The 25,082-nt window shown below is 43.6% G+C and carries 24 protein-coding genes and 1 riboswitch; of the genes, 17 read left to right on the top strand and 7 right to left on the bottom strand.

Translation table 11 applies throughout. The features are described from left to right. Positions 1-14: 14 nt before the first annotated feature. On the top strand, positions 15-1,073 hold the full coding sequence (gene lpxK, locus LEP1GSC050_RS14115) for a tetraacyldisaccharide 4'-kinase (RefSeq protein WP_010571856.1): 1,059 nt from the start codon (positions 15-17) through the stop codon (positions 1,071-1,073). Positions 1,074-1,303: 230 nt separating this feature from the next. Continuing rightward, positions 1,304-2,641 (top strand): cell envelope integrity protein TolA, encoded by a 1,338-nt coding sequence (locus LEP1GSC050_RS14110; RefSeq protein ID WP_010571855.1) that lies wholly within the window; start codon positions 1,304-1,306, stop codon positions 2,639-2,641. 47 nt (positions 2,642-2,688) lie between these two features. Here the strand turns inward: LEP1GSC050_RS14110 and LEP1GSC050_RS14105 are convergent, their stop codons facing one another. Both LEP1GSC050_RS14105 and LEP1GSC050_RS14100 read right to left on the bottom strand, forming a co-directional pair. Further along, on the bottom strand, positions 2,689-3,450 hold the full coding sequence (locus tag LEP1GSC050_RS14105) for a HesA/MoeB/ThiF family protein (RefSeq protein ID WP_010571854.1): 762 nt from the start codon (positions 3,448-3,450) through the stop codon (positions 2,689-2,691). A gap of 12 nt (positions 3,451-3,462) precedes the next feature. Continuing rightward, positions 3,463-3,936, bottom strand: a complete 474-nt coding sequence (locus tag LEP1GSC050_RS14100; protein WP_010571853.1) for a HEAT repeat domain-containing protein — start codon at positions 3,934-3,936, stop codon at positions 3,463-3,465. Positions 3,937-4,116: 180 nt separating this feature from the next. Here LEP1GSC050_RS14100 and LEP1GSC050_RS14090 point away from each other — a divergent pair, with 180 nt between their 5' ends. The 3 genes from LEP1GSC050_RS14090 to LEP1GSC050_RS14075 all read left to right on the top strand — a co-directional run bounded on the left by LEP1GSC050_RS14090 (position 4,117) and on the right by LEP1GSC050_RS14075 (position 7,482). After that, complete coding sequence (locus LEP1GSC050_RS14090) at positions 4,117-5,274, top strand: LptF/LptG family permease (RefSeq protein ID WP_010571851.1); 1,158 nt, start codon at positions 4,117-4,119, stop codon at positions 5,272-5,274. Positions 5,275-5,671: 397 nt separating this feature from the next. Beyond that, a complete protein-coding gene (locus LEP1GSC050_RS14080; RefSeq protein WP_010571849.1) occupies positions 5,672-6,196 on the top strand; it encodes an LIC10415 family protein in 525 nt (174 codons plus the stop codon). A gap of 206 nt (positions 6,197-6,402) precedes the next feature. After that, a complete protein-coding gene (locus tag LEP1GSC050_RS14075; RefSeq protein WP_010571848.1) occupies positions 6,403-7,482 on the top strand; it encodes an SH3 domain-containing protein in 1,080 nt (359 codons plus the stop codon). A gap of 116 nt (positions 7,483-7,598) precedes the next feature. Here LEP1GSC050_RS14075 and LEP1GSC050_RS14070 read toward each other — a convergent pair whose 3' ends face one another. After that, positions 7,599-8,699, bottom strand: coding sequence for an alkene reductase (locus tag LEP1GSC050_RS14070; protein ID WP_020987463.1), 1,101 nt, complete (start codon positions 8,697-8,699; stop codon positions 7,599-7,601). A gap of 71 nt (positions 8,700-8,770) precedes the next feature. After that, positions 8,771-9,253: a MarR family winged helix-turn-helix transcriptional regulator gene (locus tag LEP1GSC050_RS14065; protein ID WP_010571846.1), complete on the bottom strand. Its 483-nt coding sequence runs from the start codon at positions 9,251-9,253 to the stop codon at positions 8,771-8,773. Positions 9,254-9,387: 134 nt separating this feature from the next. Here LEP1GSC050_RS14065 and LEP1GSC050_RS14060 point away from each other — a divergent pair, with 134 nt between their 5' ends. Continuing rightward, a complete protein-coding gene (locus LEP1GSC050_RS14060) occupies positions 9,388-10,233 on the top strand; it encodes a DUF4097 family beta strand repeat-containing protein (protein ID WP_010571845.1) in 846 nt (281 codons plus the stop codon). A 134-nt stretch (positions 10,234-10,367) separates the two neighbouring features. Here LEP1GSC050_RS14060 and polA read toward each other — a convergent pair whose 3' ends face one another. Both polA and LEP1GSC050_RS14050 read right to left on the bottom strand, forming a co-directional pair. Continuing rightward, complete coding sequence (polA, locus tag LEP1GSC050_RS14055; protein WP_010571844.1) at positions 10,368-13,109, bottom strand: DNA polymerase I; 2,742 nt, start codon at positions 13,107-13,109, stop codon at positions 10,368-10,370. Further along, on the bottom strand, positions 13,106-14,239 hold the full coding sequence (locus tag LEP1GSC050_RS14050; protein ID WP_040911724.1) for a glycosyltransferase: 1,134 nt from the start codon (positions 14,237-14,239) through the stop codon (positions 13,106-13,108). Before LEP1GSC050_RS14050 ends, polA begins: the two co-directional genes overlap by 4 nt. A gap of 128 nt (positions 14,240-14,367) precedes the next feature. Between LEP1GSC050_RS14050 and LEP1GSC050_RS14045 the strand changes: the two genes are divergently transcribed. Beyond that, positions 14,368-15,144, top strand: a complete 777-nt coding sequence (locus LEP1GSC050_RS14045; protein ID WP_020987206.1) for a class II glutamine amidotransferase — start codon at positions 14,368-14,370, stop codon at positions 15,142-15,144. 8 nt (positions 15,145-15,152) lie between these two features. On the opposite strand, the gene LEP1GSC050_RS14040 is transcribed toward LEP1GSC050_RS14045, so the two are convergent. Further along, a complete protein-coding gene (locus tag LEP1GSC050_RS14040) occupies positions 15,153-15,569 on the bottom strand; it encodes an MAPEG family protein (protein WP_010571841.1) in 417 nt (138 codons plus the stop codon). 719 nt (positions 15,570-16,288) lie between these two features. Between LEP1GSC050_RS14040 and LEP1GSC050_RS14035 the strand changes: the two genes are divergently transcribed. The 10 genes from LEP1GSC050_RS14035 (at position 16,289) to LEP1GSC050_RS13990 (ending at position 25,071) form a co-directional block, all read left to right on the top strand. Further along, positions 16,289-17,497, top strand: coding sequence for an LIC_12337 family protein (locus LEP1GSC050_RS14035; RefSeq protein WP_010571840.1), 1,209 nt, complete (start codon positions 16,289-16,291; stop codon positions 17,495-17,497). A gap of 11 nt (positions 17,498-17,508) precedes the next feature. After that, positions 17,509-18,726: a cytochrome c peroxidase gene (locus tag LEP1GSC050_RS14030; protein WP_010571839.1), complete on the top strand. Its 1,218-nt coding sequence runs from the start codon at positions 17,509-17,511 to the stop codon at positions 18,724-18,726. A gap of 100 nt (positions 18,727-18,826) precedes the next feature. Continuing rightward, a complete protein-coding gene (locus LEP1GSC050_RS14025) occupies positions 18,827-19,222 on the top strand; it encodes a DUF5329 family protein (protein WP_010571838.1) in 396 nt (131 codons plus the stop codon). 77 nt (positions 19,223-19,299) lie between these two features. Continuing rightward, positions 19,300-20,535: a glycosyltransferase family 4 protein gene (locus tag LEP1GSC050_RS14020; RefSeq protein ID WP_010571837.1), complete on the top strand. Its 1,236-nt coding sequence runs from the start codon at positions 19,300-19,302 to the stop codon at positions 20,533-20,535. A 281-nt stretch (positions 20,536-20,816) separates the two neighbouring features. Further along, positions 20,817-21,179 (top strand): DoxX family protein, encoded by a 363-nt coding sequence (locus LEP1GSC050_RS14015; RefSeq protein WP_010571836.1) that lies wholly within the window; start codon positions 20,817-20,819, stop codon positions 21,177-21,179. Between the two features lie 245 nt (positions 21,180-21,424). Beyond that, positions 21,425-21,604: riboswitch (cobalamin riboswitch) on the top strand. Positions 21,605-21,735: 131 nt separating this feature from the next. Then, positions 21,736-21,921, top strand: a complete 186-nt coding sequence (locus tag LEP1GSC050_RS14010) for a CbtB domain-containing protein (protein ID WP_010571835.1) — start codon at positions 21,736-21,738, stop codon at positions 21,919-21,921. Next, positions 21,912-22,712: a CbtA family protein gene (locus LEP1GSC050_RS14005; protein WP_010571834.1), complete on the top strand. Its 801-nt coding sequence runs from the start codon at positions 21,912-21,914 to the stop codon at positions 22,710-22,712. Before LEP1GSC050_RS14010 ends, LEP1GSC050_RS14005 begins: the two co-directional genes overlap by 10 nt. Continuing rightward, entirely contained in the window at positions 22,709-23,911 is a 1,203-nt protein-coding gene (locus tag LEP1GSC050_RS14000; RefSeq protein WP_010571833.1) for a CbiX/SirB N-terminal domain-containing protein, read from the top strand. The genes LEP1GSC050_RS14005 and LEP1GSC050_RS14000 overlap by 4 nt, the downstream gene beginning before the upstream one ends. 11 nt (positions 23,912-23,922) lie before the next feature. Further along, positions 23,923-24,297 carry a DUF3209 family protein gene (locus LEP1GSC050_RS13995; protein WP_010571832.1) on the top strand — a complete coding sequence of 125 codons (375 nt, stop codon included), beginning with the start codon at positions 23,923-23,925 and terminating at the stop codon, positions 24,295-24,297. Between the two features lie 9 nt (positions 24,298-24,306). Continuing rightward, on the top strand, positions 24,307-25,071 hold the full coding sequence (locus LEP1GSC050_RS13990) for an FAD-dependent oxidoreductase (protein WP_010571831.1): 765 nt from the start codon (positions 24,307-24,309) through the stop codon (positions 25,069-25,071). Positions 25,072-25,082: the final 11 nt, after the last annotated feature.

Below are 25,082 nucleotides of genomic sequence, written 5' to 3'. Positions count from 1 at the left end.
AACAAAGAATCGAAATGTTTCTTACCGTTCTCAGGTTTATTTGTTTTCCGATACTTTACCTGCTTAGCTTCGTTTATCGCTTATTATTCCTCTTAGATCGTAAGCGTAAGAAACCGCAAAAATTGCGGAACGCCATCGTAATAAGCATAGGAAATTTTAGTACCGGCGGCACGGGAAAAACCCCCTTTACTTTACATCTTGTAAAACTCCTACATCTTGTTTATCCGAAAATTCCGTCGGTGATCTTAAGCAGAGGATACGGCGGCTCAAAATCCGAGAGTCAACGGGTTACATTAAATTCCCCGTCCCAGGAAGTCGGAGACGAACCGCTTCTCTTAAAGCAAAACCTGCCTTTCGCCGAGGTCTATACGGGAAAGAATCGAATTTCTTCCTACGATTTGTATCGTAAAGAACTCCAGCTTACCGATGACCAAAAGGTTTTTGTGATTTTAGATGATGGATTTCAACATCACCGAATCGTTCGCGATCTAGAACTAGTACTGCTGGACTGTACAAAAATTCGAACGGATCGGTTTTTACTGCCGGCCGGCTTATTGAGAGAACCGTATTCTTCGGTAAATAGGGCGGATTTTTTAGTCGCATCCAAGTACGAAGACCGGCTTCGGAATGATTTGGAAGAATGGTACAGAAAGTATCTCCCCAAGGAAATTCTAAAATTCTCGTTCATTCCTAACGGGTTCAGTACGATCGGAAACTCTAATCAGGAAGAGCGAAAACCTAATTCCATTCTTCATAATAAAGCAGTACTCGCGTTCTCCGGCATCGGAAATCCCGAGCCTTTCTTTGAATCCTTAAGGAAGAGCGGTGCGCTTGTAAGTCCGATTCGCTTTCCGGACCATTACCCTTATTCGAGGAAGGACATTGAAGAATTATCAAGAAAGGCAAAGGGGAAAGATTTCTTAATATGCACCGAAAAGGATGCGGTGAAGCTTACTCCTTTTTTTGAAACAAAAAAGGATCCTCGTTGGCTCTATCTCAATTTGGATACAAAAATAGAAAACGAATCGTTATTGATGAGCAAAATTGATAGTTTAAAAAAAATGAATATATAAATCTTTCCAAAACGGGAAGTATACTCCGAAAATAGTGATTTATGTAGCCTCTATAACAATTGCTACAGCAATTATAGGATGTGCATTGTAGAAATAATTTTCCTTATTTTTGTCAAAAAATTTCCACATATCGCCAAAGTAAATTTCATCTTTCCACTTATGCATACGAGCATGCACAAGAAAACGATTGTTTTAGCTTAAATTCATGATCTATACTTACAAAACTTCGTATGAAAATATTCTGCTCAAAGGTAGCGATTTGCTTATGTTTGCTTTTTCCTTGCACGTTCATAATTGCAGAACAGCAATCAGTCTTTCTCCGCAACGGAAAAGTTTTGAAAGGAGAAATAATCAATCATACTGCGACTGCCATTCAGCTTAAGCTACCGGATGGAAACGTGGTAGAAATTATTAAAACATCGATTCTTAGAATTAGTTTCAGGGATGCCCCCCCTCCCAAGCAGGAGGAAAAAGTCGGTCCTTCTCCGGAAGAACTGGAGGCAGCACGTAAGCTTGAGGAGGAAAATGCCGCAAAGCTCGCTGAAGACGCCAAGCGAAACGCTCTGCTGGAAGAGAAAAAGGCGAAGCGACAGAAAGAAATCGACGACTCAAAGCGCCACAGTTTGGAATTTTATACGGGTTTTGGGCAAGGATCTTATCACTATCAAACTTTAGATTATTACGAAAAATTTTCGAACTTCGTCGCTTTAACTAATAACGGGAAGGGCCCTATATTCGGATCTCCCCAAACAAAAGGGAAAGCTCCTCTTAACGTGTCTATACGCTATTCATTGAATCGTCTCGTACTGGAGGCCGGAGGGGTTAGTTTTCAAAACACGGTTTCGCAGACATCTCCCGGTATGGTAAATACTGCGGGTCCGAGTTCGCCAAACCAACCTCTTGTAGCACAAGGTACGTTTCCTGAAAGCTACAAACAAATATACGCGCAGATTTCATACAGCGTCTATCCTCATCCGAAATATGACGTAAGGCCGATCCTAGGTTATCAAAGCGTCTGGCAAAAGTCTTCCGATACCTCCACATATGCGTTTTCACCCGCCATTTCAGGAACCAACAATTTAACTGAAAAAAGGGATATGATTGTCGCGGATCATCTTCATGGTCCTTCGTTCGGAATCGCATTTGACACCAAGCTTGGAGAGAAGTGGGAAACAAGAATGGAAATTCAATCTTATTCGTTAAAGGGAGATTCTCAAGGAAATTTTAATAACTACTCTACGATCTCGGGCCCTAGTTCCAATACTTATTCCTCTTTTGACTCGTTTCGACTCCTGAACGAGTGGTCCGCAAAGGGTTCTTCAATTTCAGGAAAATTGATATACAAATGGAAATACGGAATTCGATTTTGGGCGGGTTTTCAATCCACCAGAATACAGTATGCTCTCAAAAGCACTCAAGTGGAAATTACCCAAAACAATCCTGCACCGCCCGACCAACTGCTCTTACAGGAAATTCTTGTAAACTCTATCACTCAAGGATATGCAGGTGCGAGTACTACTTCGGCGATATTTTTCGGAGTCGGATACTCTCTTGACTTCAAAAAATAATCGGGAGGCAAGCGAAGGGACAGTTTTAGACTTTCTGCTATAAGCCTTTAAGTGCGGCCGCAGCTAGAACAATCCGGTCTACGAAGCAGAGGGATTTTCCTGAATTGCATCGTTTTGGTTTCGACTTGAATCATATGTCCGAATAATCCGTCTTCTCCAACATTATGAAAACCTAATAAAAATTTTACGGCTTCGGTGGATTGTATACTGCCGATGATTCCTGCAACGCTCCCGATTACTCCCGCCTCAGAGCAGGAAGGAACGGCCTCCGCAGGAGGTGCGGTTTCGTAGACACATCGAAAGCAGGCGTCTTGATTCGGTCGAATTCCCATAACCATCCCTTCAAATCGTAATACACCGGCAGTTATAAGCGGAATTTTTAGACGAACACAAGTATCGTTAATTAAGAACTTGGTATCGAAATTATCCGATCCTTCCAAAACCAAATCGAATCCTGAAAGCGATTCTTCCGCATTCTCTGCAGTCAGACGAATCGTTTCACCCTGAATTCTTATATAAGGATTCAATTCTTGCGCATGTTGCCGACCGGTTTCCGCCTTCGATCGACCGATATCGGAATGGTGATAGATAATTTGCCTTTGAAGATTGGTAGTATCGATCGTATCGGAATCGAAGATCTTAATATTTCCGACCCCCGAAGCGGTCAGATATAGCAAAGCCGGAGATCCAAGACCCCCGGCTCCGACGATACATACTTTAGAAGATTTAAGTTTCTCTTGTCCTACTCTTCGAACTTCGTCGAGCAGGATGTTCCGAGAATAGCGGCTGAGTTCTTCCGGACTTAGCAACCGAAAGGATTCTTAACGCTTTAGCTTTTTATTAATCACGTTCAGGATGTCTGCGACGAATTCGTCCGAACGGCGATTTTTGTCGGCAAATTCCAGAGCTTCCTTAGTTGCATCTTCCGCTTTTTCATTTTTAGTAGTGATATTCAGAAGACCGGCAAGCGCTGTGTAGACGATATCGCCGTTTTCAGAGCTGATAATCTTGTTTTTTAGAGCAATGGTTGCATCGCCTGGTTCAGCGATCTCTCCCAGAGCGATAGCGGCCGGGACTGCGACCTTAGCGTCGTTCGTGCGGTTCAGGAGATTGATAAGTTCGGGTATAGCGGTTTTTTCTTTCTTGCTACCAAGATAAAGTGCCGACTCGATCTTTTCTTGGTCGGAGCCGCTGGAAAGTGCCTTAATATGCTCTTCAGTCGATTTTTCGGCAAAAAGAGATGAAGCAAAAACGAAAGTAAAAGTAGCGGCAATGGCGAGAATACGGATTTTCATGGATTCCTCCTGTAACCCGAGAATCTTCTCGTCCTTAGGCATATCGTCAACCGAAATTAAATACTCTTCTTACAAACCTGAGACGGGAAAAAGGTCGATTCAGGGTTCTTGGGCAAAACCGAAACGTACAAAAGGTGTCGAAAGATTCTCTCGCATGATTAAAGATGGAATTCCCGAGATATGGAACTAAAGATTCCTAAACTTCAACTTAGAGAACTTCTGTTCAAACTGAAGGAAGAGTTCTTCCCGCCTAGAATTTTAGATAGATACGTCTTTTCCGAGTTTTTCAAAACGTTCGGCGGGACCTGTATTATGATTACCGCGTTGATTTTTTTGAATATGGTCAACACCAATCTAAAAGATTTCTCCGGGACTAAGGCCCCTAAATTTCATATTTGGTTATATCTTGCATATAGCCTGCCAGAAATCATCGCAAGCTATTCGATCAATATGTCCGTATTGTTTGCGGTTTCGTTTACGATCGGCCAATTTTCGGCCAATAAGGAAATCGTAGCAATGATGTCTGCGGGAGTTTCCTTTCATAGGATCGTTGCCCCGATCGTAGCATTCGGATTTCTGCTTTGGCTCATCGTTTTCCTGGGGACGCAATTCATGGTGAGACCCATGAATAAGCTCGCAAAGGAAGAGCAGAAGATGATTACCGAGGGAACCGGAACATTAACCAACATGGTCTACCAATTCCATTTCAAGGGTAAGGAAGGCTTTTATTATATTTATTTCTACGATCCGGTCAAAGACGAAATCAAGGGGGGTTTTAATTACGTTAAGCTGACCCGAGATCAAATTCCGGAATACGTACTTTCTTCCTTAAAAGCTAAATATAATCCGCAGATGGATATATGGAAATTAACGGAAGTGGAAGAGACTAGGTTCGACGACGATTTAAAGGTGACATCTTTCGAGCGGTTCCCGGAGAAAGAATATTATCTCCCTGAAAAACCCGAATATTTTAAAGTTCCTAAAGGTTCCGTTAAGGAAATGAACATATTCGAACTTTCGGAAGAAAAGGATAATCGCGTTCGAAAAGGAATCGGATACGGCGACGTAAATATAGAAGAGCATTCCCTTTTTGCTAGTCCCTTTCTTGCGGTTATCGTTACATTAGTCGGATGCGTTGCCGGATTTTTTACGAAACGGGTCGCCGGAGTCGCCTCGCTGGGAGTCACCTTAATCGTGATACTCGTCTATTTCGTAATGAGTTCCGCGTTCACATCGGTAGGTGAAAACGGGGTTATCCCGGCATGGTTTGCAGTTTGGGTCACGCCTGCGATCTTCTTAAGCGTTCTCTATGGAATCTATCGAAGAATGAGAATTTAATTTTGCTAGGACAGATCAGGATACGTCCGTAGTTTTGAGCGAGAAATTAAACCCTTTCTTACCTCCGTTTACCTATAGCTCGAAACGAATTTCCTCTAATTCACCCGATTCCAAGGCTCAGAAACCGTAGGAAGTTAGAGGAAAAAACGTTTGAACCACTTTGAATCCCTTTTTTACGATCATACTGGATTCATCCTGTTCGGATTTTTTTTTCAAAAATTGATTCTTTAACAAAAAAAATTCATTGGTTGGAAAAGGTTTTACCGATACTGAGTACAGATAAGCCTGTGGGGAAGCCGCATTGATGAGACATAAAGGCATGGAGGAGAGAAGAGTCGGAAGATGATCCGAATTCCTCCCTGCAAGTCCCGGCAGAACCGAAAGGAGGGTAAAGAACATGGACGTTCAGCTAACAAATCTGGTCTCTTCTGCTGAGAAGCTTCTCCGCGACAAGAGATCTTCCGTTCCAGGAAGGACCGGTACGCCCTCGGAAACCCAGAACACAGCGGATAAAACAGAGTTTTCCAGTAGCCTGACTTCGCGTTACCTAAAAGTTCAAGAAACCCTAACCGGTCTACAGCAAGAACTTTCTCGGGAACAGATGAAACTCGGCATCCTGGATGAAGGAAACACTCCGAAAGAAGATCTGATACATATTCTTTTTGGAGAGACTCCTCTCTTTCGGGAACTTGTGGAAAATCCGGACCTCGACCTGAATGCAGTCAAAGATAAGGTTCTAAAAAATAAGGACGAACTGACTGATAAGATTCGAAAATTCGAGGTTGAATCCGAAAACGTTCTATCGTTGGGTATGCTGAAGAGCCCGGAGAATTTCCGGAAATCCGTAGAGGATCTTTCCGCAAAAGATGTCCGGATGAAACAGCTTTCCGAGAAAACGATCGAGAGATTGATTCAGGACTAGTATTTCTCCCGAATCCTTCGCTTTTTAAAGCCCGGCTTTTTGCCGGGCATGTCTTCCTTTTTTCAAGATCCAAACCGAATCCCTCCGCTTCGCTTATAGGCTTAAATAGTTAACCTGGGTGCGCGTAGATGGAGTCCATCTAAATAGGATTAAACGGATATTAACCTAGAAAAAGATTTGCGGCGGATTCGATTGGTTTCGATTCTTTGTCCCAAGTGAGACAATATATCACGAAGGCTATCTTAGCGATTTTAATCTGCCTCGCCTTTCCAATCGTAGGAGGGGAAGCCGATGGAGTCCGCTATGTCCTGATCACTTCAGGCGTTTTAAACGTGAGAGAATCGCCTGAGTCCGGAAAAGTTCTATTTACTCTCAATAAAGGCGCAAAAGTAAGACTTCTATCCGATACATCCTCCCAAGATTGGGCGAAAGTAAAATTGGACGATGGACGAACAGGCTTTGTTTCCAGAAAGTATTTAGGTTCGACTCCACCGGAAACTTTGGATTCGTATAAACTGATCGGCCTGGTATGGTCGGGTTATGACCCGAAAGAGTTACCGGTTTTTGTCCCACTCGCATTCTTTAGTAAAAACGGTTGGCAGGCTGCAAAGGACGAATACGAATTTGATTATAAATTCCGAAGCGGCGTTGAAGGGAATTTGCCGTCGGTGGCTCTAATTGCGGGAAATAAAGGACCCGGATTTGCCGCTACAAATCCGACTACGTACGGATGCCAACAGCTGCCCGCTATAAAAGTCAAACCTACGGCTCTTCTGGATTCGAAAATTTCTTACCTCGTTCATTCCGCGGATATGGCTCTCAATTCGATCCCACTCCATGAACTTTCGCAGGCGGACGCGGATTATGAACTCTTCCGATCCTTAGCCGAAACCACTTGGAAAGCGCGGGGTTATCCCGAAACCCAATGGCTTCGATCCAAAATTCAGGAAGTGTACGAATTTAAAACTTCTAAAAAAGAAACCTTTATCTCCGGTAGAATCGCATTCTCGGAAGGAATAGCCGAACGAAGATATTTATACTTACTCGCTAGAAAATCGGGAACCGATCGAGTATTGATCGCATACGAAAAATCGGATAAACTTTCCCAGGAACTCGGAACTTACGGCGGTTATTTTCATCTTGTAGGCGTGGTTTATCGGGAAGAAGATCCGGTTCCGGTGCTCATTTTTACCGATATAGGTTACGACTCTTCTATCAAAAGTCTTTACGAGCTTCGGAATGGAACGTTGCAACTTATTCTTAGGGGCGCAGGGGATGCGTGTTAAGTTCCAAATCGAACCAATTAGAACATTCCTTTTTTCTAAAATCCTCGATTAGAATCTTGAAGAGGAGAGAGTTCTCCTTCAAATCAATTAGATGATTCGAAGGAGAGGCATCAGGTTTAATTAGCTACGTAAGCATAGTCGGTGTAGCCTTTTTCTCCTGGAGTATAAAAGGTCGCCGAGTCGGGTTCTGACAAAGAAAGTCCTTTCTCTAAACGATCCGCTAAATCCGGATTGGAAATATACGGTCTTCCGAATGCGATCAAATCACCGGCTCCACTCGTTAAATCCGTTTCGCTACGAGCTAAGTCATATCCACCTGAAAGAATGAAAGTTCCGGTAGTGTTTCCTGCTTTGTAGGCCTCCCTGATCTTCCGAACGGTAGAGGGTTCCGGTTTAGGAGCGCCCATCGAGGAATGATCGACGATATGAACGTAAGCCAAAGCAATCTTGCCTAATGCTTTTGCCAATTCTTCGTACTGGCCTTCAAGACCGTCAAAGCTTTGCATATCGTTGAATACTCCGTACGGTGAAATACGAATTCCGACTTTGTCAGCCCCGATAGCCTTAGCTACAGCCGTCGCAACTTCTATGGCGAAGCGATTTCTATTGGCGGCAGAGCCGCCGTATTCGTCCGTACGATGATTAGAGGCAGGATTTAAGAACTGATCGATTAGATAACCGTTAGCGCCGTGCAATTCGACTCCATCAAAACCCGCACGAATCGCGTTCTCGGAAGACTTTACGTATTCCTGAATCGTTTTTTGAATATCGGATTGGTTCATTTCGCGAGGAACTCCGTATTCCTTGTTTCCTTCGCTATCCGTCCAAACAGTCCCCTTCACTCCGATTGCGGAAACCCCGATAAGTTCGGCGCCTGCCGGAAGATTCACCGGATGTCCGACGCGACCGGTATGCATAATTTGTACAAAAATGCGACCGCCCTTTTTGTGAACGGCATCAGTAACTTTTTTCCAACCCGTAACTTGCTCTTCCGAAAAAATTCCGGGTATTCGAGCGTATCCGAGGCCGTTGGCGGAAGGAGATGTACCTTCGGTGATGATTAGTCCTGCCCCGGCTCTTTGCGAATAATATTCCGCCATTAGATCATTGGGAATATTTTCAATCGCTCGGGACCGAGTCATTGGGCTCATTACGATTCGATTTTTCAATTCGATCGTTCCAAGTTTATAAGGTGTAAAAAGTCGATGTGTACTCATAATTAATGGTTAGACCTAAAAACTTTAATAATAAAGTATTTTTTGAGAAAGAAATTCGGAGAGAAGCGAAATTATTCCACTTCTCGCATATGCTTAATTTCCGTTTGCGAGATGGAGATCATGTCCCGACTAATGGACAAGAACGTATTTAATTGCTCAGTGGAATAGCGCTCCAGAGCTTCACTCGCCGATTTTCCTAAAGAAGCGTAGTGTGACTCGAATTCTTTAACCCTTTTGTAACAGGGAACTACTAATACCTTTCTTCTGTCGGAAGGATCCGGTTCCCGCTTCGCGACATTCGCTTTTTCCAGCCGATCGATTACCCCGGTAATCGCCCCGGTCGTAAGTCCACTCAATTCGGCCAATTTTCCGGCGGTCATCGGACCATACATATGCAGGAAATCCCCGCATTCCATATCTGTGCTGTTGATTCCTACCTTTTCTGCAACTGTTTGACTGATGATGACCGAAAGCGCACTCATCTCGCGAATGGCCATCATTACCGATTCTAAAATTTCCTTCCGGGAGAGTTTTTTACTTGATGAATCCGCCATATACCTTAGACAGTAATTATCTTAGTAGCTAAGTATTTTTTCTACTAAGATTTTTGACCTCTGAGGGTTAGAATTAGAACATCGGCAAAAGAGTCAAGACCGATCAAATCCATTTTTTCCACAGGAGAAACCGTATGAATCGTCGAATTTTAGAACAATATCCTCTTGATATGGAAGGAATTACGAAGGTGGAAATTCTAGGTTACGGCGGAGACGTATTCGTGATAGCAGGCGAAACTTCTCCCGAATTTCTGGCAGAGATCCAAGGAGAGATCCGATATCGACTCGCGAGAAAAGGAAATACTCTTAAGATTATCGCAATCTCTCCCGGTTTTCTTCCTGCGACCGGAACGATCCGGTTCCAAGTGAAAATACCTTCAGGATTGGACGTAAAGATAGTCGGTCGATCCGCTCCGATTCGTCTGAAAGGTCGATTTTCATCCGTTACTGCTTCCAGTACGGAAGGAGATATGCGCTTAGAAAACGCCTCGGGGAAGTTTATCTTAAGCTCTTCCAAAGGAGATATCGTTATGAGCAAGGTGGAAGGTCAGACGACCGCGTCTACGGCCAAGGGCGATATACTCGCAAGCGAATTGATCGGCGATCATTGCCTTGCGTCTCCCTCGGGAACATTGACTTTACTGAATGGATTAGGAAGATTCAGACTCGCTTCGGAATATTCCCTAAATGCTAGCGAGATTACTTTGACGCCGGGCTCGGAGAATTATTTCACCACCGGAGGTCCGCTTCGCTTAACCAATCTATTCCCGTCCAGCGGTTGCATGCTGCTTGCGAATGCGCCTAAAGACAGAATTCGAAGCGATCTTCCTAATTTTAGGATAATAGAACAGGGAAATCATCTGAAAGCGAGAGCAATCGGCTCGAACCCTTCTAGGCTACATGCTCATTCCAAAGAGGAAATCCATATCACTTCGACTTCGCATAGCTCGTTTGGAGAAACATTATGTGCAAGCGCCTAAGGAAGATTGAAAGCCCCGAAGTTCGCGCGGAAATGCCTAATCTGTTGTTTCAAGTAAAACGAGATTCGGAGCGATCTTGACGGAAACTCTTCGGTCGTACCGAGCTGCGTCGTTTAACTTTTTTGGGGATTCGCCTAGTGCGCCTCTTCCCAATTGGCTCCGAATTTGCCGGAGACCTTAATGGGAACGGTTAAAGGAAGCGCATTCTCCATTAATTCCTTTGCGCTCTTTAAGAATTCGTCCTTTTCTTTCTTATGAACTTCGAATACCAATTCGTCGTGAACTTGAAGGAGCAGTTTGGACTTCCAACTCTGATCCGCAATTCGCTTATGGATATGCATCATCGCTATCTTAATCATATCAGCGCAAGTGCCTTGGATCGGCGTGTTAATGGCGACGCGGCGTGCCGCTTCTTTCGACATTCTGTTGGTGGAATTAATGTCCGGCACGGGACGACGACGTCCTTTCAAGGTCTCCACATAACCCTTCTGTTCGCAAAAGGCGATCGTTTCATCCATGTATTTTTGAACACCCGGATATTGAGTTAAATATCTTTCGATAAAGCCTTTGGCTTCGTCTCTCGGAACCCTTAAATTTCTACTTAAACCGTACGGAGTAACGCCGTATATTACGGAAAAATTAACTACCTTAGCTTTATCCCTCATCTCCGGTGTGACATCGGTTTCGGAAACGCCGTACAAGGCTGATGCAGTCCGCTTATGAATGTCGATTCCTTTCTTATATGCGTCCACCATTGCTGGGTCGCCTGAAACGTGAGCCATGATCCTCAACTCAATTTGAGAATAATCCAAACTTAATAGCTCAAAATCCTTATGCCCGCTGATAAATCCCTTACGAATCAAACGACCTTCCTTTTCTCGAATGGGTATATTCTGAAGATTAGGATCTGTGGAAGATAGCCTTCCGGTTGCGGCAATCGTCATATTGTAATTGGTATGAATCCGCCCGTCTTTGGCGGATACCATAGTCGGAAGAGTTTCGACGTACGTGGAAATTAACTTGGTATATTTTCGATAATCCAAAAGTTTTTCTATAATCGGATGTTCCCCTAGAAGCTCTTCCAAAACTTCGTGATCCGTAGAATAGCCTGTTTGCGTTTTTTTGATCACCTTCAATTTCAGATCTTCGAACAGAACCTTCTGTAATTCTTTCGTCGAGGCGATATTAAATTCACGGCCCGCATATTTGTGGATATGCCGAACCAGGTCTTTGACTTCTCTTTGAAAATCCTTGGAAAGTTCGGCGAAATATTCCGTATCGATCGCGATCCCTGCTTTTTCCATGTCCGCAAGAACTCGAATCAGGGGAAGATCGATCTCTTTGTATACCGATTCCATACCGGAGTCCTTGACGGGCTTGCGTAACGAATTATATAATCTTAAAGTAATGTCGGCGTCTTCGGAAGCATATTCCGAAACCTTTTCCAATTCCACTTCCCAAAGATTCTTCTTATTTTTTCCCGTGCCTACCAGATCCGAATAATGAATGGTTTGATAGTTCAGTAACTCCTTGGCTAAGTCGTCCATATTATGGTGACGCGACTCCGGTTGCAAGATATAGGATGCGAGCATCGTATCAAAGACGATATTCCCGACTTCGAAACCGTGGTTTTCCAAAACGATCAGATCGTACTTAATATTCTGCCCGACTTTAGGGATGGACGGGTCGGATAAAACGGGTCCGAGAATTTCGCGAACCTTTTCCAATTCCAAGAGCTGATCGTTGAATAAGCCCTGGGAATGAGTGACGGGAATATAAAATCCCGTCCCTTCTTGATTCGATACTGAGATCCCCAGTAATTCCGCATCGAAAGGATTTTGGGAAGTCGTTTCGGTATCTACGGCCAAAATCGGGGATTTTTTCCAGGCCCTCGCGATCTTGGAAAGTTCCTCGATACTTTCGATTCGTTTATAAATTCCTTTCTTTCCTGCCGTCTTACCCTCCGAAGTATCGGGTTCATCGGCCGGCGGTTCTTTTCCGGCAGCCTTGGCCAAATCCCGAGAGAGTACATTATAACCTTGGGATTTTAAGTACCGGATCGCTTCGTCGGAATTATATTCAGGAATTTTTAACTGATCTTCGCCGATTCCCAAATCCAAATCCCTTTTGATGGTGGCTAAATCCCTGGAAAGAAAGGCGTTTTGCTTGTGTTCCAATAATTTCGTTTTTACGGAACCGTTTCGAATCTCCTCTATGTTCTTATAAATGCCTTCTAGATTTTTGTATTCTTGAAGAAGTTTGGATGCGCCTTTATCTCCGATTCCTTTTACCCCGGGAATATTATCCGAAGTGTCTCCCACGATTCCCATGTAATCGGGAATTTGCTTCACGTCCACACCCAATTCATCTTTTACCCAGGAAGAATCGATTTCCACGAATTCGGTAACGCCCTTCTTACCCCGGAGCATCTTAATATTCTTTTTTTCTAATAGTTGATAAAGATCCTTATCTCCGGAGAAAATCAGGATCTCCTTTGCCTTCGATTTATAGGTTTCCGTCAAAGTTCCGATCACGTCGTCCGCTTCGTGCCCCTGAACTCTCAAAACCTTAAAGCCCAGTTTTTCGAGAGTATCCATGATTTCATGCAATTGAGGACGCAAATCCTCCGGCATCGGTTTACGATTGGCCTTATAATCGGCAAAAGTCGTTCCCCTTTCCAAGGGCCCCCCCGGGTCGAAAGTCATGGCAACATGAGTCGGCGTATAATCTTCGAAAAGCTTGAACAGCATTCTAAAAAAACCGAAAACCGCTCCGCTGGGTTGACCGGTTTTGGAATTGGTAAGATGAGTCGCTGCAAAAGCATAGTACGCTCGAAACGCAAACGCGTGTCCGTCAATAATCAGTAATCTCTTCATGCAGCCTCTCCCGATTTTCCTTTTCCAGGATTGGAATATAAATCTTCGCCGAGAAAACTATAATACGCAAGCTCGGTACGCCTAACGGTATTCTTAATCGAAAACTTTTTAACGAATTCCTTATTAAAGGCCCCGAACGTTTTTCGCAATCTGGAATCCTCAAGTAGAGTCTTATATGATTTGGCTAAAAATTCCGCGTCACCCACCTGTGCGACGAATGCGCCTTTTTCAGGGGTCAGCATTTCCGAAATGCCTCCTCCATTGGTTGCGACAATAGGAAGTCCCGCGGCCATCGCGTCTAAAATTGACGTCCCCAATCCTTCTTCCTTGGACGTGAGAGTAAAAATATCGAATAACGAAAGGAACTCCGGGATATCTTCGCGAAAACCGGTAAATACGACCCGGTCAAGCAAACCTTTCTGTCTCGCTAAATCTTCTAGCTCTTTTCGAAGAGCGCCTTCACCGACGATAAATACCTTAAATTTTTGTTCCGTTTCGATTAACGCTATCGCATTCAAAAGCGTTCTTTGATCTTTGTGATCGACTAGAGCGGCGATATTGCCGATCACCAATTCGTCTTTTTGTAAATGGAATTCCTTTCTAAGAAAGGCGGCGTTCGAATGTTTCCTCGAAGCGAGATTTAATTCGATACCGCTATAGACCGTGACGATTTTTGCCGGGTCAACGCCTCCCTGAATCAATACATCGCGAATTTTATTGGAGACAGAAAGAAACATGTCCACGCGGGGAGAAACGTATTTACGTCTACTAAACCAGTTTCTTCTAATCTTAAAATCGACCCGACGCGAAACTATCAAACGTACTTGCGGGAGTTTTGCCTTTGCCATCCAAGCGATAGAATGGGCTTTTGCAGTATGAGCATGAATAATTCGAACTCCTTTTGCCCTAACCAAATCGCGAAGAGCGGTTACGGAAGCAAAGTCCCACTCGCTTTTTAACGGAAGAGTGACAGTAGGAAGTCCTGCTTCATTCGCCTTTGTTTCCAATGCCGACCCTGGGCGGCAAAGAATGAGTTGCTGAATTTTACGCTTTTTTAGACCTTCGGCGAGAAGAAAAAGCTGCCTTTCTCCTCCCCTCCAACCCGTCTCAGTATCGATATGTAGGATCACGCGATCTACCTTGGGTTCTAACCCCGAATTCTGCAAGGAGTTATACATTGCATTCAATCCCTAAAAAATCCTGGACAAAGTCATTCTGTTTTAACGATTATATATTCACTATAGCGGAGTAGCAGAAAATGTGTGAGCTCTTGGGAATGAGTGCGAATATTCCGACTGATATTTGCTTTAGCTTTACTGGTTTGATCCAAAGAGGCGGGAAAACAGGACCGCATAAGGATGGATGGGGAATCGCGTTCTATGAAGGAAAAGGTTGCCGACTATTTCACGATCCGAATCCGAGCGCGGGTTCTAAGGTAGCCGAATTGCTTCAAAAATATCCGATCAAAAGCAATATCGTAATTTCGCATATCCGAAAAGCCAATCGAGGAAAAGTCGAGTTAAAGAACACGCATCCATTCACGAGAGAACTTTGGGGAAACTATTGGACTTTTGCACATAACGGACAATTAAAAGGAATAAAAAAGGAACCGTTAGAGGAATTTATACCTGTCGGAACAACTGATAGCGAACACGGATTCTGCTGGCTACTTTCCCAATTAAAAAGAAAATTCAAAGATAGGCCGAGAGATGAAAAACAACTCGCTCTAGAAATCGAAAAGCTACTTTCCATATTAGGAAAGAAAGGTGTTTCAAACGTCTTATTGTCGGATTCGAAATATCTATTCGCGTTTTGTTCCACGAAACTCACTTACATCACTCGCCGCGCGCCGTTCGGTAAAGCCCGCCTAATAGATTCAGACATGACGGTCGATTTTCGAAAACATACCACTCCGAAAGATATTGTTACCGTACTCGCGACCCAACCTCTCACGAAAGACGAAACCTGGCATCATTTGAAGGCGGGAGAATTCCAAATCTGGAAAGAAGGTCGCTTATTTTATCACAAATCCTAAATTTTATATTATAGGAATGTGAAGAAAAATATGGCCCACATCGCAGCTAATACGAAATTACTCGCTGCAAACAGACCCAAACGACAAAAAATATGATTAAACGTTAAGTGAACAAAACTATGTAAGATTCGTAAGATTACATAGACCCAGGCCAAAACAAGATTCGTAAGATTTACGGAATTCGCAACGTACAGAATCGTGCAAATCACGTAAAATAGCATCGGCGCCTCCAATAAATTCATATAATTCCGGTTCGGAATCGACACCCAAGGAGGAACTCGCTTGGACTCTCCGTATTTAAAATCTTCGGCAGTGACCTTTCCTGAAAAGGCCGCCTTAAACCGTCGGATAGGAATGAGTAAAACTACGAAAAAAGTAAGAAAGCCTAAGGCTCCCACCGGAAATAGAATTAGATGATTTTGCATAGCACTTACGCCTCTTACCTAATATCTCCAGCGATCCGGGAAAAGGCAATTGTAACGTCCGATACAATACCGTCATCCTGAAATCAATCTTGGCGAGAATTAGATATTTTTTCTTTCCATCTAAAAAAAGCGAGTCCCTCTATTTTGAGATCCGCGTATGATATTTCTGAATGCGATTTAGAAAAGAGTCTATTGGTCGAAAGATCAAGCTCGGTTCAGAATCCGAATCCGAAATAAAGTGACATCATTCTGCGAAAAATTAGGCAAAAATAACTTTCCTGTCGGTTAACAAAAATGAAGGTAGAATCAAAGATGCGTTTGACAATCGGGAAAGATCGCTTTAAATATCGTAGCTTCCTTACATTCGGAATCGGCGCCTCTGAAAGTTCACCAATCAGTAGGCCAAAAAGTCATTAAAGGTTCGAAATGTAAGATGACTATCTCATTCGAAACTTTAATTGTGATTCAACGTAAGCGAAATGTTTAATCGGAAACGAATAAAACTCATGAGGTAAACGCCATGCGCCGTCGTTTAAGTTACCTAATTATAGGGATGCTTCTGTTCCTATCCGCGTGTAATCTAATGCACAAGAGCGATAACAATCAAAATGCAATGTTTCTGCTTTTAGCCGCTATATTGAATAGTAACACTTGTCAGAATCAATCCGGGCTTGTGATTTGTATTCCACCCGGAGTTACGAAGTAATCGCGAGAATCCTATGAAAATTAAAATCATTACAGCTCTTGCCGTTATCTTTTTTACTCTCGGTTTTTCAGTCCATTTAACCAGGCAAAATCAATCTTCCGGAATCGTGATAAACATTCCGGACTTGGAAAAATTGGACGCGGTATTGAAAACGATGGCCACGGGAGAACCGCATTTTGCAACTTCGCAATCTTCCTGGAAGATCGTACTCGATGGACCCGGAAAAGTAGAAGCGACTACCGCGTCAGACTGGGAAGCCGTGCGGCAATCCGCGACATGGGCGAATGGAAATTCGACGCTGGCGGATCAGATCATTGTGGCCCTAAAAAAAACTGGGGTCTTGAACAACTCTGGGAGTTTTCAATCCACCACCAACCTGAATGGAGTTCCATTCAAAATAAAATTGCAAACTGGAGCCGCTTGCGGCACTTCCTGCCAAAATATTTCCTCTTCCGCTTATACCGGTACGAAGAATTTCTCGAATCGATTTAAAATTTGGAGAGCGAGCGACGGATTAGATGCTCTAGAATTACTTTTTGATGATGTAAATACTCCGAATACTACGAACGGCGTCTTATTGACCTATCGCATAGGAGTCCTAAATTCTACTCTTTCCGATAATCCGAATTTGCTGGTGGAAAGTTATATATACGGGGCTTCTCCGAGTCGCAGGCAAACCTATTCTTGGGCGGCTCCATTCTGGCTTTCGGGAACGAAGGCAGCGACTACTTCCGATAGAGGTCGAGTGATTTTAGAAGAGATGACACTCGGATTGCAAGGTGGAGGAATGGTGACCGGGATCTGCGTAAGAATCGCCGCAAGAACCGTCTCAATGACTACCGTTTGCGGAACCAATAACCATTACTACGCCCTCGCTTACGGTCAAAAGACGGTTAGCAATTTTGAAACCACGGCTCTTTCAGGTGTCGCCATCAATAGCATGACAACGAACGGGACTATTTGCGGTTTTGACGTTTTGAAGTTCGGAATCTTTAATGGGGGGGGATTTATTATGGATAACCTGACTTCCGGAACGATTCCGACAGGATATCCGGAACCTTCTAGCGGCGGCGGTTATCCCGGAGTGCAGACGCTCTTTAATAAACTCGGTACGGCACCAAACGGTACCGGAACTTACGACGATACTCAGAAGGCCACGATCGATACCGGTATGGGAAGCTCGATGAGTCTCCATCCTTCCGCCGAAACGGTTCCATTTTAACTACATAAAGAATGTCTAAATTATCTCGAGTATTTACGGGCGCGGGCATATTTCTGCTCGCGTTTTTATTTTTTTCCTGCTCTAAAATACGGACCTTTGCTGAAGAGAGGGGATTTTGCTCCGATTATAACTATGGGTTAGCAGAATCGGCTTCGGCTCCTCCACATCCCCCCGATGTCTGTGTGACTCCGGAAACCGTCAAGCTGGGTAGATTTCTCTTTTATGACGTAAATCTTTCGAAAGGAAAAAACCAATCTTGTGCGAGCTGTCACAAACAAAATTTAGGTTTTTCAGACGGCCTTACTCGCGCGATCGGGTCCACAGGCAGAGTTCATCCCCGCAATTCGATTGCGATCGCAAATGTAGGATACTTTTCTCCATACACTTGGTCGAATCCGACTTTGAAACGGTTAGACAATCAGACTCTCGTTCCATTTTTTTCCGAGAATACTGCAACGACCATCGAAGAGTTCGCGATCAGCGGAATCGAACACGTCATCGCGGCTCGTTTGCAGTCGGATCCAAAATACGTTTCCATGTTTCTGGAAGCGTTCGGAGAAAATACGATCGATGTGATTCATATTGCTCGCGCAATCGCGGCATTCGAAGTCACTATGATTTCGGATCAATCTCCGTTCGATAGAAACGCGATGACCTCCTCAGCAATCCGAGGGAAGCAGATCTTCGAATCCGAAATCGGCGGCTGCCATCATTGTCATGGAGGAAAGAATTTAAATCTGGATGATGCAGTCGGTATTCTTAGCTTTCAGAATATAGGCTTGTACAATGTTCGGAACAAAGGAGACTATCCCGATCAGGCTTTGCATGGACCCGCCGCCGCATTACAGACTCAAGGTATCTCTCAAACGTCAGGTAAAGAAACGGATCGAGGAAAATTTAGAACCCCGTCCCTAAGAAATGTCGCAGTTACGGCTCCGTATATGCATGACGGAAGTCTCAAAACTCTTAGGGAAGTGATAGAAGTTTTCAATGCGGGAGGAAGGAATATTATTACAGGTCCGTTTGCGGGAGACGGCAGAAAGAATCCCCACAAAGATCCTCGAATACGCCGTCTCGATTTAACCGAGACGCAAAAAACCGATTTGATTGAATTTTTAAAGTCTCTTACTGATGATTGTTATCTGACAGACCCTCGACTAAGCGATCCGAATCGACCGATGCCGATTCAACCGGACTATTGTCGAACCATTCCGACTTACCGACGATAATTACCTATCTAACTTAAATTACGACGTTCGACTCTTGAATTTGAAAAAGAAATCACTTGCAAGACCTTGCGTCGGCAAGCTAACATGAAATTCGATCTTCATGCGCCACCACAGTGTTATAACGATTCTTTTATTTACTCTCACGCTTTTGCCCCTCGCAGGAATATTTTCTTCTCAACCCGCCGATTTAGAAACGGAAATCAACGCATTACTATCGACGTTAGATTCTTGCAACGGTTGTACCTTTATCCGAAACGGGTCGGAGCATACCGTGCACGAAGCAAAAGCTCATCTTTTAAGAAAATATGAAGCAACCAAGGGAAGAATTAAAACAACGGAAGACTTTATCGTTGGATTGGCTAGTAAATCTTCTATTACCGGAATCCCTTATAAAATTCGATTTCCCGACGGTAAAGAAATAGAATCGGAAAAGTGGTTAATGGATCAGTTGACGAAGCTGAGAAAGCCGGCCGCTCCAGCAAAAAAGAATAAGTAAATCAATCGGCGGATTGTAACCAAAAAGTAACCTGCCTCTCACTGAATAGTTACAAAGCTTTCGTAATATCGAATGCGATGTTTTCCGAGGTATATCCAAAAACTTTTATAAATAGATATCCTTTGCGGATACTAGTCGTTACGGAAACTTTTCCGCCCGAAATCAACGGAGTTTCCAAAACGTTGCATCGAATGTTAAGCGACTTATTGCAGCGAGGACACGAAATCATTTTAGTACGCCCCCGCCAAAGTTTCAACGATATGGCGACTGCAAACGGAAACTACCGCGAAGTTCTTGTACGAGGAGCGAAAATTCCGTTTTACGAAGGTCTTAGATTCGGCTTTCCGGAAAAAAGACTTCTTAGAAGATTAATGCAATATGAGAAACCCGATCTAGTCCACGTAGTAACCGAGGGTCCTTTAGGGCTATCCGCTGTGAGGGCGGCAAGACATTTAAAGTTACCGGTTGTCAGCGATTTCAGGACCAATTTTCATTCTTATGCGAGATATTATAAAGTCGGTTTTATCGGCAAACTTGTTCATTCTTATTTGCGTAGCCTGCATAACTTGACTCATGCTACACTCGCACCGACGGCTCAGATTGTCGCACAACTCACAGCTTCGGGTTATAACAACGTAAAAGTTGTAGCGAGAGGAATCGATACCGCATTATTTCATCCTGCCCGAAAAGATTCCAAATTACGGAAAGAATGGGGCCTCTCTCAATCGGATTTGGCGGTTCTATACGTCGGCAGATTAGCTCCCGAGAAGAATTTAGATCTATTGGTAAAATCCTTCCGTAAGCTTCAAACGAAAGAACCGAAGGCTAAATTGATATTAGTGGGTGACGGCCCATCAAGAGATAAGCTAAGAGCTGAAAATCCGGATTTCTTTTTTTCCGGAATGAGGAAGGGAGAGGACTTAGCTCGGCATTATGCTACCGGTGACTTATTTCTATTTCCCAGCGTAACCGAGACCTTCGGAAATGTCGTTATGGAAGCGATGGCATCGGGCCTACCTATCGTCGCATATGATTATGCGGCGGCAAGGGAATACCTTTCTCATGGAAAATCGGCGCTGCTACCTGCGCTTGATAAAGAAGATGAATTCGCCGAGCATGCTTGCATTCTTGCGGAGAATCGAAGTCTGGCGAAAAAAATAGGAGTTCGAGCTCGTAAAGCTGCGGAAGCATGCAGCTGGGAAGACGTCGCCGATACTCTTGAATCGGTTTATGCGGAATTCGGAAAGGCAAAACCTAAGAAATCGAAATCTAGAAAAAGTGCAAAATTGAAAGTCGCAATCAGTCGCGCGTAATTGGAATTTCCTCGGAATTATATTAAAAATTCTTTTTTTTGCTTGTACTTTCTTTTTAATTCCTATGATGACGGGCATTCCACGGCGAGGAGTTAGAAGCCTATGCTGAAGTTTCCTGGATACAAACCCGAACGAAACCTTCCCATCTCTAAAAGAGAAAAATACCTACCGCTCTCCAAAATTTCCCACAAAATATCGCATCCCCGACAGAAACGCTTTCGGCAAAGAAATCGGGAAAAAAGGCAGACTAACAACCTATAGAGAACTTACTATGGTTTCCCATGGAAAACATAGACGCTAAAACGATTAGCCTTTGGATTATGGCGACGCTATATACTATGGCCGGCATTCTCCATTTCGTCATTCCCAAGTTTTACTTGAGAATCATGCCCCCATGGATCCCTTATCACAAACTGATTGTGCAGCTCAGCGGCATCGCGGAAATTTTATTGGGATTGGGGTTATTCTTTCCACAGACGAGATCCGTCGCTGCTTGGGGAATTATTCTTTTGCTTATCGCCGTATTTCCTGCTAATGTATATCATTATCAATCCAGAACGAAACGAGACCCGCCTACACCGCTCCTTATCCTGAGGTTACCGTTACAATTGGTTTTAATTTACTGGGCATACATTTACACTTAATTTTGTCCGTGTATCGGAACAGATTGCTTGTTCCGATACACCTGCACTTCCTGAAAGAAAGCCGGGTGAAATTCCCGCACTACCCTCAACTGAAATCGTCACCTTCGTATAGTCTTGCGAAATGAAGATGATTAGGGGCCAGATCTTTCTCTCGATTTATTTATCTCGAAATTCAGGCTCGCTTTTTTTAATAAGAGGCCTAAAAAAATTCTATACAAAATCGCGAAGTTCGGTATAGGCTGGCGACACAGACAGTTTATATAGGAACGCAAGTGTATCGCACTTGCGGAAGACGGTGAAATTCCGTCACGGTACCCGCCGCTGTAAGAGGGACGAAAGGAGCAATAAGCCACTGGGGAAACCTGGGAAGGCGCTCTAAGTAGAATGAACTCGAGTCAGAAGACGCCCTATAAAAACCCTGAGTGAGGAATCTGCTTCGGAATTAAAGCCGATTCCCGCGATAAGCACGTAACAAACATAACAAAGTAGGATGTAGAAATTTTCTCGTCCATACTTTTCGCATAACAACGATTATACGTAATCTAAGGAGAGTTCTATGCCTGCAATTTCCATAGGAAGAAATCAAATTCGAAGGATTTCATCGTTTCTTCGTACTCTATTCCTCTTAGGAATTCTAACGTTCTCAATCTTTTTAGTCTATTTGATCGGATTAGAACCGATGCCGGCAGTTCATGATACATTTCATGATCTTCGCCATAGCGCCGGATTTCCATGTCACTAACTAGATGGGAACTTTTGCTTTCTTTTTGCAAAAAAGGATGTAAGTCGGGACTTCTTGCCGGAGTCCTTTGGGGACTACTCTTTCTTTTTTTCACGAGTCCTTTAATTTGGGAAGCAGAAGCTTACGAAGAAACAGGAAACCATCATCATATTCAGGAAACCTTACATTCCCGTGCTCATGGCGAAGGCCGGTTCGATTTAATAGGAAATATAAAACAACAGATCGTTCCAACTGTTCTAGGCTGTACCCTTCTTGGCGGCGCCTTCGGAATTATAATATCTCTGTTTCTAGGACTGGGTTTCTCTTTCGGGTTCTTTACCCGAAACTTTTTCGAATCGCCGATCCGTTCCGCAACATTAACAGGACTGATTAGTTTTTTAATATTTCATGGAATTCCATCCGTCTCTAATCCGCCGGAACTCCCCGGAGTAATAGGAAGCGAAGAAAGCTTTACTTCACGCCAATATTGGTGGATTCAATCCATCGTTTGCTCCATTATGGGAGTTTTAATTTATCTCATCATATCTTCCAAAGAGTCCGGAAGAATCGTTAAGGTCTTCGGGCTTTTACTCGGAATTTTTATAGCACTCCTTCCATTTTTAAGCGGAACCGGCGCTGAGGCCGTAAATTCTGTTGTCCCGCCGGAATTACGGTCCCGTTTCGTATATTATAGCCTAACGATAAACTTTATTTTTTGGCTATGTTTAACGATCCAATTTTTCTTGCGATTGGCCAAGGATAAAACGATCGACTCTTACCAAATACTCAATGAGGAAATTGTTATACAATGACTTCCTCACGTTCGGATAAGCTTGGACTTTTAATCGTGGGGCACGGGAGTCGCGAACCGCGATCAAACCAAGAATTCGAACGTTTCGTCGGCGAATACTCGCTTCATAGACCCGATTTGGAAATTAGGCATGCGTACATCGAACTTGCTCAACCGGAATTTAAGATCAAGCTACGAGAATTCGCACAAACAAATTCCACCATTATAGTCCTTCCCTTATTTTTATTTTCTGCAGGACATACTAAAAACGATATCCCTCTAGTTCTAGACGAAGTTGGGAAAGAATTTCCGACCGTAAAACTAATACCTACCAATTGCATAGGCGTCCATCCGACAATGCTGGAACTCCTACACACCCGTGCTTCCGACATTATAAATAAGAAAGAAGGAATTCCTAAAAAAAGAGGAGTGATCATTGTTAGTCGAGGTTCCTCCGATGCGGACGCGAATTCCGAATTTTACAAGCTGGTTCGTTTATTCGAAGAAAGTAATGAATATAGTTTCGTAATACCGTCTTTTGTCGGAATCACGAAGCCTCTTCTATCGGATAGCTTGGAAGTCGCCGCTAAACTGCGACCGGAAGAATTACTGATCCTTCCTTACTTTCTCTTCGGAGGTAGATTGATAAGATCGATCGAGGAAAAGGTGGAACTTTTTACCGATAAATTCCCTTGGATCAAATCGAGCCTTGCTCCCCATTTTGGATCGAATCCGTCCATTTTTAAAATTCTAAACGACAGGATTAAGGAAGCTGTCGCCGGAATTGGAGTCCTTCCTTGCGCAACCTGCGAATACAGAGAGCAGCTTCCCGGATTGGCAAGCAAAGTCGGAGGCTTAAAAGCCTTACTTTGGAGCGTCAGGCATATGGAAACTCATTCCCAGGCCGCTCCGCACGAATTTCCACACAGAAATATCCAAAAACATATATTAGTTTGTGATAATATAGATTGCTCGGCTCGAGGAAGTGTTGCTTTAATCGCAAAGCTACGATCCGAAATAAAGAGAGCCGGTAAACAAAAGGATTTTCGGGTTACTCGCGCTTCTTGCCTCGGTCGTTGCGGAGAAGGTCCGTCCTTAGTTGTTTATCCCGACGGAATTTGGTATCAGGGTGTCCGAGAAATAGACGCTCCTGAAATAGTTAGAGATCATTTGTTAAATGATCGAATCGTTTCAAGATTAGTCGATTCGATCATGCAATAGGAGAAATATAAATGGCGTGTCATGAAATCGCAGCACTACGACTTGGAATGATGAATGTATTGGGAATCGACGATGAAGTCACCCGAATTCATGAAGTGAATGAAATCGGTCAAAATCTACTAGCGCAACCCGGGCCGATTCAAAGTCTTTCACGTGCCGGCAATTTAACGTCTCTCCTTCAATTTTACGAGAGCAGCCTAACCGAATTGGAGCAAAAGATTTCCTTACTCCCCCCCAACGACCCAAAACTTTCGTATTACCGTTCCCTTTTGATTCTCACCAAAAAAGTGGAACTCGAATTGAAAAATACATTCCAAAATTTGAATACCATATTCAACGACCTGGAAGAAATGCACGATTTCGTTCACGAGATTTATCCGGGGTAAGGTCAACTTATGGTTTCCGTTCCAAAATCAACGACTCTCATAGACAGACGGACGATCGAGAAACATTATGATTTGTACATGTTTAAACACTCGGCAAACGAATCGTTAAATTTTGTAGGGGGGCAATACATAATCATAAATTCCGGTAAAACGACCGCAGATGGAAAACAGCTAAAGCGAGCATACACGATTCTCTCTAGTGATGCTGAACAATCCACATTTCAACTCCTGATTCGAAGAGTCGATTTGGGAAATGTCACAACTCATTTGCGAAATCTTGCAATCGGAACCGAGCTGGAGTTCTCCGGTCCTTGGGGCAAATTTGCTGGAAATGTTAATTGGCCTAAGCGCGGTTCGGCTCTACTAATTGCTACCGATAGCGGCATAAGCTCTTCCTTATCCCTACTTTCTTGCCCCAAATTCAATGACCGAGTTAATTTTTCCAAACTAGTCTGGCTATTATCGTCTACCGAAGAACGGGATTTGGTCGCGTGGGTTCGTAGTGAAATTCTATCCAAAAATACAAACGTAGAATTTATTCCGGTTCGACCTACAGGAGAAAGTTGGCGATCAAATTCAGCGCTCTCTTTTATTCGATGGGTCTTGAGAGATCAGAATTCATTTTCTAATTTTTTCCTGAGCGGAAACGGAACAATATTAGACGAAATTAAAATATTCCTGGAAGAAACCGGAGCGGATTCCGAGTTCATCGGAATGGAATCCTTTTTTAGATCCGAATCACTTAATGAAAATGGAATTCGTCTCGGCGCTTGAACGACGGAGCA

The organism is Leptospira broomii serovar Hurstbridge str. 5399 (assembly GCF_000243715.2).
GTDB lineage: Bacteria > Spirochaetota > Leptospiria > Leptospirales > Leptospiraceae > Leptospira_B > Leptospira_B broomii.
The sequence above is the reverse complement of the archived record's forward strand: the minus strand, read 5'-3'. Positions and strand labels throughout refer to the sequence as shown.